General features: G+C 71.1%; 1 protein-coding gene and 1 pseudogene. One reads left to right on the forward strand and one right to left on the reverse strand.

Going from position 1 to position 1,187, the window contains the following annotated elements; all coding sequences use genetic code 11:
- Positions 1-255: FAD-binding oxidoreductase (locus J0695_RS37310; RefSeq protein WP_206969198.1), on the reverse strand; the 255-nt coding region annotated here is incomplete at its 3' end.
- A gap of 243 nt (positions 256-498) precedes the next feature.
- On the opposite strand from J0695_RS37310, the pseudogene J0695_RS37315 reads away from it, so the two are divergent.
- Positions 499-1,187 (forward strand): annotated as a pseudogene (locus J0695_RS37315) (ATP-binding protein); the annotation flags it as partial.

Consider the following 1,187-nt stretch of genomic DNA (forward strand, 5'->3'; position numbering starts at 1 on the left):
GTCGATGACGACGCCGATGCCGGTCGCCTGTCCGGCGATGGAGGTCCCGCCCCCGCGCGGCACCACGGGAACCCCCAGCTCCCGGCAGACCGCGAGCGTCGCGGCCACATCGTCCGCGTCCCGCGGGGCGACGACGCCCAGCGGCACCCGGCGGTAGTTGGAGGCGTCCATCGTCATCAGGGCGCGGGCGGCCGTCCCGAAGCCGATCTCGCCCCGTACGGCCCGCCGGAGTTTTTCCTCGAGTTCGAGTCCCATCACCCCAGCATGCACCTGGGCAGAATGTGCACCGGTATCAACAATCTCCACACCAAGAACTCCCCAATGTGATCACTAACTCTCCTATAGTTGCCGGACGTTGTGCAGGAATTGTCACCACCTCTTCGCCCGGTTCGTCCCGTCTGTCGTATCCGTCCATGAGGACTTCGTCTGATGACCGCCACACTCGTCTGGTGCCTGGGCGCCCTTGTCGTGCTGCTCTGCGCCGCCGTCTACATCGTCGCGGCGCGCGGGAAACGCGATGCGCAGGAGATGCACGCCCGCTTCTCCGAAATGGCCGCGACAGCTGACCTGTTCGGCGTACGGGAGGGCGAGCTCAAGGCCGAGGCCGCCCGCGCCCGGACCGAGACCGCCCGCGCCGAGTCGCAGCGCGCCGCCGCGCTCGCCGCGGCCGCCAACGCCGCGGGCCGTATGCAGGCCNNCGACCACAGGACCGCCCAGGCCGGGCGGCTCGCCGACTCGATCGCCGTCCTCACCGGGGCGCGGTCGGGCCGCCGCTGGGCGAAGCCGATCGTGATGGAGTCGATCCTGCGCGGCGCGCTGGGCCGTATCTCCGGCTACCAGCGGGTGCGCCTCCACTCCACCAGCGAGATCGCCGTCGCGGGTCACGCGGCGGAGGGCGTCATGCACGCGCTCGCCGAGCTCCTTGACAACGCTGCCAACTTCTCGCCGCCCACCGCCGAGGTCCATGTGTACGTGGAGGAGGTCCCGGCCGGGGTCATCGTCACGATCGAGGACAGCGGCCTGGTGATGAACGAGGTCCAGTTGCGGCGCGCGGAGAAGGCGGTGGCCGTCGACAGCGCCCGCCGGCTCGACCTCGCGGGCCTCTCCGGCACGCGTCTGGGGCTCGCGGTCGTCGGCCGCCTGGCCCACAAGCACGGGCTGACCGTCTCCTTCCGGCCCTCGGCGCG

The organism is Streptomyces beijiangensis (genome assembly GCF_017315755.1).
GTDB lineage: Bacteria > Actinomycetota > Actinomycetes > Streptomycetales > Streptomycetaceae > Streptomyces > Streptomyces beijiangensis.